Source organism: Aurantimonas sp. E1-2-R+4 (assembly GCF_036549515.1).
GTDB lineage: Bacteria > Pseudomonadota > Alphaproteobacteria > Rhizobiales > Rhizobiaceae > Aurantimonas > Aurantimonas coralicida_A.
In genome coordinates this window covers 19,901-31,020 of record NZ_JAZHLK010000045.1, presented here as the reverse complement: position 1 = coordinate 31,020, position 11,120 = coordinate 19,901, and the positions used below count along the sequence as shown (strand labels likewise).

Below are 11,120 nucleotides of genomic sequence, written 5' to 3'. Positions count from 1 at the left end.
CCGCGGTTTGCTTTCGTCCACATCGCTTCCATGCCCTCGTCGAATCAAATCAACAGCATGGAATCACAAACGATTCATATCATTCAACTTCTTTGTGGACCGACACTTAGCCCTTGCCGCGGCCATTCTCGTTGGTCCGCCGGCGGGCTATGCCGGCTATCTTCTGGCGACCGGCAATGTTCATACCGTCGAGCCTGAGATTCTTTATCGATCGGGCCAACTCGACGACGACGATCTCGAGGCCCTGATTCGGCAAAAGGGCATTCGGTCGATTCTCAATCTGCGGGGCGTCCACCCGGCGGAAGCATGGTCGCGCGAGGAAACGCTTGTGGCCGCGGAATACGGCATCGACTATTATGCGGTTCCGATCTCCGCACGGAGCGTTCCAGACATGGCAACAATGACGAGGATCGCCCGGATCATGAAGGATGCACCCAAGCCGGTTCTCGTCCATTGCCAGGGCGGCGCCGATCGCAGTGGTCTGGCATCGGCCATTTTCGAGTATGCAGTGGATGGCGACACGGCCGACGAGGCTGCGGATCAGCTCTCTTGGCGATACGGTCACTTCCCATGGCTCGGAAGCCGGACCGTCGCCATGGACGAGGCGTTCGCGCTGTTCGCAGCCAAATGGTCCTCCTCCGAACAGTCCGCAAAGGCGGGTCAGAAGGCGCGGCCATGAAAATTCTTTTGATCGAAGACGACCAATCCACGGCCGATTATGTCGCCGGCGGACTCGGTGAGGACGGTCATGATCTCGACCATGCCACTAGCGGGTCGACAGGACTGGAACTGGCCTGCACGCGCGAATACGATGTGATGGTAATCGACCGCATGCTACCGGGCCTGGACGGACTGTCGATCGTCAGGGCGCTGCGTTCCTCGGGCAAGGACACGCCGGTCATATTCCTGACCGCGGTCAGCGGCGTGGACGATCGCGTGGAGGGTCTGGAAGCAGGAGGAGACGACTATCTCTTGAAACCCTTCGCCTTTTCCGAGCTGATGGCGCGTATCCATGCACTGGGACGACGGGCACCCAGCCGTAAGGAAGAGGCTGTGCTAAAGGTTGGCGAATTGGAGATGAACCTGATCGCCCGGACGGTCAAACGGGCCGGGGCGGCGATCGAATTGCAACCGCGCGAGTTTCGTCTGCTCGAATACATGATGCGCAATCGCGGCCGTGTTCTCACCCGCACCATGCTGCTCGAACGGGTGTGGGATTTCCACTTCGACCCCAAGACCAACGTCGTCGAAACCCATGTCAGCCGGCTTCGCGCCAAGGTCGACCGCCCGTTCGCGACTGAAATGATCCGAACCATTCGCGGATCAGGCTACGTCTTGAATGCCGCTTCCTGAGCAGTTCCGCACCACGTCGTTCCGACTGGCGGTCGGCTATGCGATCCTCTTCGTCGCATCCGTGCTCGTCATCATGGGAACCACCTACGTCGCCGCGACCTCGGAGATGCAGGGGATCGTGCGATCCTCGATCAACGATGATATGGCGGCGTTTCGCAGGGCGCTTGCAGGCAATGGCACGGACGGGCTGCGCTCCGAGGTCATCGAGCGATCGGAAAGCGCGGCCGACGACCGCTTCTTTTTGCTACTCGGTCCCGATGGCGAAGTCCTCGCGGGCAATATCGCGGCAAGTCTGTGGACCGGTGGATGGGCGGACCGCAAGCTCGCCGATGGCGACGTTACGGCGAATGCCAATCTCAAGCTCGCCGCGGCCCAAAATGCCGACGGCGAAGTCCGGCTGTTCAGCTCCGGGGAAGTCCTCGGACCCTACAGGGTGCTCGCCGGCCGCAATTCCCATCTGATCGACGAGACTCAGGAGATTATCCTCGCGGCGCTGCTTTGGGGGTGCCTCGCCACCACTTTGCTGGCGCTGATCGGCGGCTACATCGTCAGCATCGGGCCGTCGCGCCGTGTCGATGAGATCGCGGCGACGACGCGCCAGATCGTCTCCGGCCGTCTCGACCTCCGTTTGCCGGTTTCGCCAAGGCGGGACGAACTCGACCGTTTGGCCACCGACATCAACGGCATGCTGGCGCGGATCGAGGTACTGATGCAAAGCCTCAAGCAGGTGTCCACTGATATCGCCCACGACCTGCGAACGCCGCTGGCAAGACTGCGTCAGCGTCTGGAAACGGCGCGACGGAAGCCCCGGGACGCGTCGGAGTATGAGCGGGCGATCGACGGCGCGGTCGAGGAGACCGATGCGATCATCGATACCTTCAACGCGTTGCTGCGGATTTCGCAGATCGAAGCCGGAGCGAGGCGGGCGAAATTCGGCTTGGTGGATTTGTCCGGTCTCGGCGAGAAACTCGCCGACGTCTACACGGAGGTCGCTGTCGATGCCGGGCATCGGCTGTCAACCGACATAGCCCCGGGCGTTTCCGTTGAGGGCGATACCGATCTTCTGACTCAGCTGATCGCCAATCTCGTCGATAACGCTATCAACCACATACCCTCGCCGGGACGGATCACACTGGCCCTGCGACAGACACCCGCCGGTTCGGTCTTGGAGATCGGCGATGACGGGCCAGGCATTCCGGAAGCCGAACGCGACAAGATCTTCCGGCGTCTCTATCGGCTCGACCGTAGCCGCACGACACCGGGCAGCGGCCTCGGCTTGGCCTTGGTCGCGGCAATCGCCGAGCTCCACGGCGCGACGGTGGAGGCCCTGGACAATCGGCCCGGCCTGTTGATGCGAGTTGGTTTCCCGCTCCCCCCGGAACCGACCGTGTTCGCCGCCACCTAAGATTGCGAAAAAGTATAGCCGGAGAAAAGCGCTCTCCAGCCTGACCTCCTAAGACCGGTGTCGGGCGGGAAGGCTCTCGAGAGGGGCCGACAACGTCTGCCGTATGACGCTTTCCAGTATGTCGGTCCCGCCCATCGAGACACGAGTGGTTGCCGCATTCCGGATCGCCTGCGCGCTCTCCCCAATCCGTCAGCGCGACGCTGAAAGCCTCGCGTGAGTCCACGCGCCATTCGGCGCCGCATGCTTAAAGGAGACAGACCGTTGGAAACCCAAAGAAGCCTCACGCGGGAAATGCTGAACAAGGTGCCAGCGGTCACGCTCGCATTCTGGGTGATCAAGATCATGGCGACGACCGTCGGCGAAACCGCCGCCGACTTCCTCATCTTCAATATCGGCCTCGGCCTTGTCATGACGTCCCTGATCATGGGCGCGCTTTTGTTGATCGCCCTTTTCTGCCAGCTCAGGCTGCGGGAATACGTACCGACAAGCTACTGGCTCGTCGTCGTCCTGGTGAGCATTGTCGGAACCCTGGTCTCGGACTATCTCGTCGATGATCTCGGCATCACTCTCGCGACCACCACGATACTCTTCGGAACGGGTCTGGCACTGGTTTTTGCCGCCTGGTATGCGAGCGAGAGGACGCTTTCCATCCACTCGATCTTCACGACGAAGCGCGAGTTGTTCTATTGGGCGGCGGTCCTCTTCACCTTCGCTCTCGGTACGTCGGCGGGGGATCTCGTCGCGGAAAGCGTTGGCTTGGGTTACGGCACGTCCGCGGTGATCTTCGGTGCTCTGATCGCCGTCGTCTATCTCGGTCACCGTCTGGGCGTGGGCGCGGTGCTCGCCTTCTGGGTCGCCTACATCCTGACGCGGCCGTTCGGAGCCTCCATGGGCGATCTTCTGTCACAACCGGTGGGCAATGGCGGGTTCGGCCTTGGGACGACCGGAACCAGCGTTCTGTTCCTGGTCACGATCGCCGGGCTGGTCACCTACCTCACCATCACGCGCGCCGACCGGATCAAGACGTCGCAGGTCGTGGAAGTAGACGCCTAAATCGCGACGCCGCATAGCGGATCGTCTCTGCGGGAGACGGCAAATACCGCCACCCGATCCGAGCCAATCGGGTGGCGATGCGCTGCCGAGAATACGCTCCGCGGTGCCACGCCGCTTCTCTTGGTCGTGCTTGGCAAACATTCGGGCGAGGAACGCTTGTCGGACGGCTGATCTTCCGCATCGCGTCATTACAAAACCACAACCGCCCGGCCCGCCCACCGTAATATTCCAGTCTTATCTTCTTCCTCAGAGCGGATCATCGCTCCCACAGGAGGACATCATGAACACGTTCAAATCCGTAGCTCTATCTCTCATCGCAGCGGGTGCCATTGCGGCACCTCTCGCCATTGCGACGCCTTCGATGGCAAACGACCAAAGCGTCTTGACCCAGGGCTCCCATCGTGTCGACCGACAGCAGATCGCCGGGCGTTTGACGGCGCGATTCAGCCCGGCCGATCGCACTGACGCGGCGGCATCGGCACCGCGTCAGTGCGAGAATGTCGAGGCGCACTATGCGGCAGCGAATAAGGCCAATCCGGGTCTGGTGCCCGGGGATGCGTCGAGCTGGGAACAGTGGGCTTCCGACCAGCGACAGGCGATCGCATCGGGTCCAGTCTGCTCATGACATTCGCAGAAGCGGGCCGGCTCAGCCCGGCCCGCCCCACGGCGGCCTCCGCCTGCGCTGTCCGAAGGAGCAGGCGCTAGGTGATTGCAGCGAGCCGCGGATGTCGTCGCTCCAAAATCGGAAGAATCAGGCCGGCATTGTGCCGGCCTGATTCGTTTGGCCGCCCCAACTCGCATACCGATCCGTATAGTCGCGGAGCTTTCGAGGTCATGTCCGCTCACCACCTTGAGATCGACCGGGCAATCACGCCGGTTCGATCAAACGGAAAATCAAGATGCAGACGATGAAACGCACGAGCGCCGCGATCCTCGGCACTGCCATGCTTTTGGGTGCCGGCAGTGCCGCCATGGCGGCCGAGCACGGCAATGGCGCTGAGACCAAACTGGACCTTTCGAAGGTCACCAGCGCCAAGGTGAACCTCGCGCAGGCCGTGAACGCCCCCCAGAAGGCCGCTGGCGGCAATGCGGTGGATGCTGGATTGACCGACGAGGCCGGCCAGAGCGGCTGGGAGATCGAGCTCGCCCAGGCCGACGGTACGATGAAGACGGTCCTTGTCGACATGACCAGCGGCACCGTCGACCAAAACCCCAAAATGGAAAACGAGAAGGACGAGCAGTCCGGCGCAGCCGACCGGGAGGAGTCCGAGGACGGCGAGGCAGGCGAGGGCAGCAAATAGGCCGGTCTACGCCTCGCCAACCACATGCGGCCCCCCGACGCGTTCGGGGGGCTTTCATTTGCGGGAGTCGGTCAATCCAAAATTGTGAACTATACGGAAGCGTATAGTTTAGGACATCTGATCACGAACACGGGTTGCTATCGAGGCCGGGATCGCGCCACGGCCGGCAGAACGCTAATGTGGGCGTCGGGATCGTGCCCCGTGCCCTGTCGCTCGAAGGGCCAGACCCATCGTCGCCATGTCTTCTCGGTGGGCGAATTGTTTCATGGACCCGCGGGGTCCGTCCAAGCCGACCGGTGACGCAGACATGACGCAGACCATCGTCGATTTGATCTCCCAACACACGCAGACAGCGCTCGCGGTCGTCTTCTTCGTCAGTCTGGGCGAAGCCCTGTTCCTGATCGGCCTGTTCATTCCGAGCACCGTCGTCCTCGTGGCGGCCGGGGGGCTGGTGGGAGCCGGCAAACTTCCGTTCCTGCCGATCCTGCTGCTAGCCAGCGCCGGCGCCGTGGTCGGCGATGCGCTCTCCTTCTGGGTCGGCCACCACTTCAAGGGGCGGCTGCGTTCCGTCTGGCCGTTCAGCCGCTATGGCGCGCTGATCGACAAGGGCGAGGCATTCTTCGGGCGACATGGCGGCAAGAGCATCTTCATCGGCCGCTTCGTTCCCGGCGTGAAAGCGATCGTGCCGGGCATCGCCGGCATGGTGGGCATGAACTTTGGTTGGTTCAGCGTCATCAACGTCGTTTCGGCGTTCGCCTGGGCCGGCGCTCACATCATTCCGGCCGCCGGTATCGGCCGCGGCCTGTCACGGGTTCACAGCTTCGATCCACGCCTTGCGATCCTCGGCGTCATTCTGCTGGCGACGCTCCTCGTCCTCTATTACCTAGGCAAAATCGCCTATGGCTTCGCTTACCCGGTCTTCGATCGATGGCGCCTTGGTCGGATCGAACGTCGTGGCCCGTCAGCGAGCCGGCTGGCGCGATACGAAACCCATATCCTCTCCAACCACCGCAACATCGTCGGATGGACCCTCGTCCTGATGGTCGCGGCATTGGCCGCCGGCGGCTTCCTGACGCTGCTCGGCAATCTCCTGTTCGATCCGGAATTGAAGCTGATTGACAAGGCCGTCTACAATTTCCTGCAATCCTTCCGCAGCGACGCGGGCACCCGCATCGTCACGGCGGTCACCATGGCGGCGGACGGCTTCGTGCTGACCGGCCTGAGCCTGGCGCTCGTCGCCTGGCTGCTCATCCGGCGGCACTTCCGCGTCGCGGTAACGGCAGCGATGGCGGTCGCCACGTCGAGCCTGTTCGTCCCGCTCGTCAAGGGGATCATCCAACGGCCCCGTCCGACGATGCTCTATGCGGGTGCCGAATCCTTCTCCTTCCCCAGCGGCCACGCGACGCTCTCGATGACCGTGTTCGGTGTCCTGGCCGTGATTGTCGCTTCGCACCTCGCACCACGATGGCGTCCTCTGGCGATTGGGGCCGCCATTGGCGCCGCGCTGATCATTGCGTTCACCCGGCTGTATCTCGGTGCTCATTGGCTGAGCGACGTTGCCGCGGGCGTATCGTTCGGGTTGCTGGTGACGGCGATCTTCGCGTTCCTCACCCGGCGGCAGGATCGGGCCATCCGCCTGGGGCCGCTGCTGGCGGTTCTGCTGCCCGCCTATCTCGGGACCTACAGCTATCATCTGTGGAAGGACTACGATCGCTGGACCGTGAACTACGCGCCGGTGCCCATCGCGGAGCAGATCAGCCCACAGGAATGGCTGGCCGACGGTTGGAGCAGGGTCGCCGAACGTCGTTTGACGATCGCCGGCGATCAGGCCGAGGTGTTGAGGATTCAGACCGATCTTTCACTATCCGGGCTGACCGCTCGCCTTGAGCCGTCCGGCTGGACTGCCCTTGCGGTCGGCGGTCTCCTGGAAACGCTCATGCCATCGCGCGTGCCTCTCGTCGAACGGCCAGCCGCACCGCTGCTTCACGACGGTCGCCGGCCCGTCGCTGCCTATGCGAAGCCCGGGCCGGCATCCGATCAGCGCCTGGTTCTCACCTTCTGGCCATCGAGCTTCCAGCTCGGCCCCGGTGAAGACGGCCGTCCGATCCTCGTCGGCGGCCTGTCTCTCGAGATGCTCGACCCGATCGCCGGCGGCTACGCGATCCTGGAGATCGCCGAAGATAGCCCGGTGCTCTCGAACGACCTCGACAGCCTGATCCAATCCCTCGCGCCGGGAGCCGCATCGACCGCTAATAGTGATATTCTGCTTCTGCCGAAGATCGGCGCTGCGATGATCGAGGCACCCGTGCTTGATGGGCGCTGGCCGTGATCGGGTGGACCTCGAAGAAGGGGAGACAGTTACCGCACACCGCCCCGCGGGCCGATGCGCATGAAATCGGCACACCGTTTCCACTGCTGCGAACATTCCTACTCCTTCTCCTGCCGGTGATCATCGTCAGTTCGGTTGGCTTGGTGTTCACCTTGAACAACGCCATCTCCGCCAGCGCGGAAAAGCTCTTTGCCGAGCAGGAAATCCGGCTCGTCCAGACCATGCTTCTGGCGGACGGTCTTTTCGAGGGAGCGTCCCCGCCGTCGGCTTCAGTCCTTTCCGAACTGCGAAAGGAGATGGCCGAGACCGGGCTCACCTGCCTCCTGGTCCTCGACCAGTCCGGCGGACGCATCGCCGAGCTCGCCTATAACGCCGACTGCGGATCTTTGGACGCTGCGACCTTCGAGGGCCTGACGGCGACCGGGGCGGCGACCCTCAAGGAAGATATCGTTCTGCCCGGACACTGGACCTCCCTGGGGGTCGTGGCATTGCCGCGCTCGGGAAAAATCGTATCGCTGGCCGCGACGCGACGAAGCGGCGTGCTTGAATCCGCGATATCCCGATTGACGGGTTTCTGGACGAAGGTGTTTGCGAGCCTGCTCTTTGTCTCGGTGCTGGCGACCGGCGTGGTGATTGCCAAAGCCCAGAGGACGCTTGATCGCCAGGCGATCTACGTTCGTGGCGTTCACCTTCGACTGCAGCGTTTTCTCTCCGTCTCCGCGGTCCGCAACGCGATCAATGACGAGACGTCAGCGACCCGCTTCGAAGCAGTGGTCATGTTTCTCGATCTTCGGGACTTTTCCAGTTTCGCGGAAGGCGCCCCGCCAAGCGACGTGGCGGATCTCATTGATGCCTTTGTCACGGCCGTCGCCGGAGCAGTGTCACGGCATGATGGCGAGATCGACAAGATCATCGGCGATGGGATCATGGCGTTCTTCGAGGGTGAGGATGCTGACGACCGCGCCGTGGCGGCCGCGGCGGAAAGCATCGAAGCCTGCCATTCGCTGGCCCGCCATCCCGGCGTCGGTCTTTATCGGGGCGAGGTGATCGCCGCCGCCCTTGGCGCCGGCAAGCGGGCGGATTTTACGATCCTTGGTCGGACGGTGAATCTGGCCGCGCGCCTCTGCGCTCTATCCGGCGAGAACGAAATCACCATGTCGCAGGACATGGCGGCCAAGCAGCGCCCCTATCTCGAAGAGGTTTCACGGGACGTCGTGAGACCCCGCCATCACAGACGGGAAATGTCTGTTGTCCGGTTCAGACTGGTCAATGCCAGCGGCGAGAATCCCTAGATCCGGACTGGATAGGGACACCCAACCTCAGTTGCGCGATCCGCGGATTGATGTCTCGCTCGCTGCAAATGGTTCGCCATGCGTTTGATCGGACCGCCGGCGCCATCGCGAGCGCAACTGTCACACCTTCCAAGGTTGCAAAACCGTATAGTTCCGGAAATGCCACTGAAGACCCGTCCGATCTAGAAGGATTCTACATCGGCGGCGGAAGGGTCGCGCGCCGGAAAACCACCAGTTTGAAATCGGAAGTGATCGGTTATGAATGCAAAGTCATCGCCCGCCGGCTGGAGCCGGCTCAATGTCGCCATGCACTGGCTGATCGTCGTTCTGATCATCGTCCAATATCTCGAAAGCGAGTTCATGGTCTCGCTTTGGGACGGAACGCTCGAGGGCAAGGCGGTTTCATCCACGACGACGATTCTCGGCTGGACCCACATCGTCCTCGGCTCGGCGATCCTTGTCGCGGCCGCCATCCGCTTGCTCGACCGCTTCTTCATCCATGGGCGTCCGTCGCATTCAGAGGGTGAGCCCGACTGGGCGGTGTGGCTCGCGAAGATCACGCATGCATTGCTCTACGTCGTGCTGATCCTCATGCCAGTGGTCGGCCTTACCGCCTGGTTTACCGGCGATGACACACTGGCCGGCTATCACACCGTCCTCTGGACGCCGCTGCTCGTCCTGATCGGCGTGCATATCGTCGGCGCGCTTGCCCAGCATTTCGTGTTCCGGTCGGACGCGTTGCGGCGGATGGTGCCGATAATGAAATCGCCGTCCTCGGTCGAATCGGCCGAATAGGGCGACAATTCGCGCTCTACGACACAACGCTCGGGGTGACAGAGGCTCGTCCCGAGCGCACCGCGTTGGACTGCCGACCCTCCCGCTGCTTCCCCGAAGCGGCTTTGGCTGAACCGGCGCGGATCCTGCCGTCCACAAAGTTGAATGTCTCGCGGATTTCGTCCGCACATAGGGCGATGTTCCCATGCCTCGGCGTATTCCAACCCTCGTCCTGCCGATCCTCGTGCTCGGACTTTTCATCCTCGTTTCGGCGGCCCTGCGGCCGGTGTTGCCGCCGGACGAGACGCGCTATCTCACCGTCGCCTGGGAGATGATGGTCAATCGGGACTTCATCGTCCCCACTTTCAATTTCGCCGCTTATCACCACAAGCCGCCGCTGCTGTTCTGGTTGATCGATCTGTCATGGGCGGTCTTCGGCGTGTCGCGCGTCGCGGCGCTCGCGATGATTTTTACCGTGTCCGCCGCCGTCATGGTCCTCACACGCCGCTTGGCCGCCGAGCTGTTTCCCAGCGATGACGTCCTCGTCGCGCGTGTCGGCTGGCTGACGCTGGGCAACGTCGTCTTCGTCATCTATGCCGGCTTGATCCTGTTCGATCTCCTGCTGACCGCCTGCATTCTCGGCGCGCTGATCGCGCTTTTGATCCATGCCCGCTCACCGTCATGGCGCTGGATCGCCATCGCAGGCTTCGCCATCGGCTTGGGTGTTCTGGCCAAGGGGCCGGTGGTCTATCTCCATCTGTTCTGGCCAATTGCGGCCTATCCGCTCTGGCGGACCGAGCGTCAGGCGCTGGCGCCGAGGGCATTTTGGCAAAGCGCTGGTCTCGCCGTTCTGGTCTCGCTGCTGCCGATAGCCGCCTGGATCGTGCCCGCGCTGGTCGAAACCAATGGCGAGTTCGCCCGATCGCTGATCTGGGACCAGACCGCGGGTCGCATTTCCGGCTCGTTGTCGTCGAGCCATGCCCGACCATTCTGGTTTTACCTGCCGCTGCTGCCAATCTTCGCGATGCCGTGGATATTCTCACCTTATGTCTGGGCCGGCCACAAAGGCGCGATGAAGCGTCCGATGGCCGCGCTTCTGGGCGCCTGGAAATTCACGCCCGCGCTGCGCTTCGTGACACTCTGGTTCGTGCCGGTGGTCGCCAGCTTCAGCCTGATCGCCGGTAAGCAGCCGCATTATCTCGTGCCGTTGTTGCCGGCCGCGGCAAGACCGATACCGGCTACGCGGTCGGCGGCGGTATCGACTATCTCGTCTCGCGGAATATGTCGGTCGGTCTAGAATATCTTTATACAGACCTCGGCAAGAACGACTGGTCGGCGAAAGCGACCAACGGTGCCCAACTGGTCGACTTTACAGCGAACACGAAGGATCGGACGGATTTCCATACTGTCTGGGCCAAAATGTCCTATCGCTTCGACTGACGGCATCTGACGAGAATTTTTGGCTTTCCTTTCGCGCCCGCCACCCCGGCGGGCGCGTTTTCTCGTCGGGCGGATGGCACTGCCATATCGCCTTTTCTTCGCCGGATTACAAAACGGTATAGTTCTGGCCAAGGGCAGATCATCTGAGGTCGGCATTCTCTTCAGCGAAGGAG

10 protein-coding genes are annotated in these 11,120 nt (G+C 62.4%); all 10 read left to right on the top strand.

What is annotated here, in order from left to right; translation table 11 throughout:
* Positions 1–94 precede the first annotated feature (94 nt).
* The 10 genes from VQ045_RS17200 (at position 95) to VQ045_RS17155 (ending at position 10,804) form a co-directional block, all read left to right on the top strand.
* Positions 95–679: a tyrosine-protein phosphatase gene (locus VQ045_RS17200; RefSeq protein ID WP_331830974.1), complete on the top strand. Its 585-nt coding sequence runs from the start codon at positions 95–97 to the stop codon at positions 677–679.
* A complete protein-coding gene (locus VQ045_RS17195) occupies positions 676–1,353 on the top strand; it encodes a response regulator transcription factor (protein ID WP_331830973.1) in 678 nt (225 codons plus the stop codon). Before VQ045_RS17200 ends, VQ045_RS17195 begins: the two co-directional genes overlap by 4 nt.
* Entirely contained in the window at positions 1,340–2,758 is a 1,419-nt protein-coding gene (locus tag VQ045_RS17190) for an ATP-binding protein (RefSeq protein ID WP_331830972.1), read from the top strand. The genes VQ045_RS17195 and VQ045_RS17190 overlap by 14 nt, the downstream gene beginning before the upstream one ends.
* 261 nt (positions 2,759–3,019) lie before the next feature.
* Positions 3,020–3,811 carry a COG4705 family protein gene (locus VQ045_RS17185; protein WP_442879894.1) on the top strand — a complete coding sequence of 264 codons (792 nt, stop codon included), beginning with the start codon at positions 3,020–3,022 and terminating at the stop codon, positions 3,809–3,811.
* Positions 3,812–4,091: 280 nt separating this feature from the next.
* Positions 4,092–4,436, top strand: a complete 345-nt coding sequence (locus VQ045_RS17180) for a hypothetical protein (protein ID WP_331830971.1) — start codon at positions 4,092–4,094, stop codon at positions 4,434–4,436.
* A 274-nt stretch (positions 4,437–4,710) separates the two neighbouring features.
* Positions 4,711–5,112 (top strand): PepSY domain-containing protein, encoded by a 402-nt coding sequence (locus VQ045_RS17175; protein WP_331830970.1) that lies wholly within the window; start codon positions 4,711–4,713, stop codon positions 5,110–5,112.
* A gap of 307 nt (positions 5,113–5,419) precedes the next feature.
* Complete coding sequence (locus VQ045_RS17170) at positions 5,420–7,441, top strand: bifunctional DedA family/phosphatase PAP2 family protein (protein ID WP_331830969.1); 2,022 nt, start codon at positions 5,420–5,422, stop codon at positions 7,439–7,441.
* Positions 7,438–8,733 (top strand): adenylate/guanylate cyclase domain-containing protein, encoded by a 1,296-nt coding sequence (locus VQ045_RS17165; protein ID WP_327648970.1) that lies wholly within the window; start codon positions 7,438–7,440, stop codon positions 8,731–8,733. The genes VQ045_RS17170 and VQ045_RS17165 overlap by 4 nt, the downstream gene beginning before the upstream one ends.
* Before the next feature lie 258 nt (positions 8,734–8,991).
* Positions 8,992–9,528: a cytochrome b gene (locus tag VQ045_RS17160; RefSeq protein WP_327648971.1), complete on the top strand. Its 537-nt coding sequence runs from the start codon at positions 8,992–8,994 to the stop codon at positions 9,526–9,528.
* Positions 9,529–9,712: 184 nt separating this feature from the next.
* Positions 9,713–10,804 carry an ArnT family glycosyltransferase gene (locus VQ045_RS17155; RefSeq protein ID WP_331830968.1) on the top strand — a complete coding sequence of 364 codons (1,092 nt, stop codon included), beginning with the start codon at positions 9,713–9,715 and terminating at the stop codon, positions 10,802–10,804.
* Positions 10,805–11,120: the final 316 nt, after the last annotated feature.

Excerpts from the sequence above, each read along its gene's own strand:
- VQ045_RS17170 (WP_331830969.1), top strand. The coding sequence starts at position 5,420 with ATGACGCAGACCATCGTCGATTTGATCTCCCAACACACGCAGACAGCG.
- VQ045_RS17160 (WP_327648971.1), top strand. The coding sequence starts at position 8,992 with ATGAATGCAAAGTCATCGCCCGCCGGCTGGAGCCGGCTCAATGTCGCC.
- VQ045_RS17180 (WP_331830971.1), top strand. The coding sequence starts at position 4,092 with ATGAACACGTTCAAATCCGTAGCTCTATCTCTCATCGCAGCGGGTGCC.
- VQ045_RS17190 (WP_331830972.1), top strand. The coding sequence starts at position 1,340 with ATGCCGCTTCCTGAGCAGTTCCGCACCACGTCGTTCCGACTGGCGGTC.
- VQ045_RS17155 (WP_331830968.1), top strand. The coding sequence starts at position 9,713 with ATGCCTCGGCGTATTCCAACCCTCGTCCTGCCGATCCTCGTGCTCGGA.
- VQ045_RS17175 (WP_331830970.1), top strand. The coding sequence starts at position 4,711 with ATGCAGACGATGAAACGCACGAGCGCCGCGATCCTCGGCACTGCCATG.
- VQ045_RS17195 (WP_331830973.1), top strand. The coding sequence starts at position 676 with ATGAAAATTCTTTTGATCGAAGACGACCAATCCACGGCCGATTATGTC.